This window comes from Candidatus Proelusimicrobium excrementi, from assembly GCF_937881865.1.
Classification (GTDB): domain Bacteria; phylum Elusimicrobiota; class Elusimicrobia; order Elusimicrobiales; family Elusimicrobiaceae; genus Proelusimicrobium; species Proelusimicrobium excrementi.
The window spans coordinates 1-1060 of record NZ_CALGEO010000009.1; the positions used below are offsets into that span (position 1 = coordinate 1).

At 46.1% G+C, this 1060-nt stretch carries 1 protein-coding gene; it reads right to left on the bottom strand.

The features are described 5' to 3' along the window. Nucleotides 1-251: 251 nt before the first annotated feature. A partial coding sequence (locus ACQY26_RS00730; protein ID WP_428047173.1) for an AsmA-like C-terminal region-containing protein occupies nt 252-1060 on the bottom strand: 809 nt, incomplete at its 5' end.

A 1060-nucleotide genomic window follows, 5' to 3' on the forward strand; every position in this document is an offset into this window, starting at 1 on the left:
TACGAACGCGGTATACTTGCGGCTATGCCGCCAAAGGCGGCGCAGTACCCGACTGAGGAAAAAATTTAAAGCCGACCAAAAGCGGCAAAGTGCTAGCAATGAGCGATAAAGATAGACCGAGTAAAAAATCAAAATATACTCAAAAATAGAAAATTGCCAGCCGTGAGAGCGCGACTTAACACGAGTCAAAAGAAATCAAGCTAACTACGAAAGCTTGCTAGCCGAGGACACGTAAGATAGACCGAGTAAAACTACTCCTCGCCCAATTTCTCAGGCAGCTCTATCGGCACAAAAGCATCAGCCTCGGCCTGGGCGTCAGCCTTGGCCTTCTTAGCTTTTTTGCTTTGGGAGCCTATCCCGAATATTCCCAGTATGCCGCCGACGCTTTTCTTAACCAAACGGCTGCCGGCATTATTAAAAATAGTTTGGCTGACAAGATTCGCCGCGCTGGAAAGCATACTCATATTGCCTTGCGGTTCATCCACCGTACCGTTGACGTTCAACCTAAGCGGCATTATGCCGCCGCTTTCGTGTTTGCCGGGCGCGGCGTCAACCGTCATATTAATTTTACGGTTGTTAAAATTTATCTGTCCGGCCAAGTTGAAAGAAAGCAGAGAAGATATAAAATTACCGTTTTTGATATCGGTCAAGCCGTTGGCAAAAGTCAAATTGATTTTAAAGCTGTCGTACTCAAGCACGCCTTCTATTTTATCCGGGCTGGCTTCAAGAGCTTCTTTTTGCTTGTCGCTTGGCAGCACGGCCGCCGAAAGAGAATTTAACAATGAAAGTACGTCCAAACTGTTTATCAATTTGCTTACCACGCCCAAAGAAACGAACAATACTTTTGTTACCGCGTTGGCGTTGGTCAGGTGATACAAATCTTTGATAACCCCGGCGGAAGTTACAAGCGATAATCCGCCGTCTATATTGGCTATATCGGGCTTGAAGTTGCGTATATCCGCTTTAAAATCAACGGCTTCGGCATTAATAAACGGCGCTTCAAGCGAACCTATTTTAACCGCGCCTTTTATATGAAGCGGCGGCAGGAACCAAACCTTTT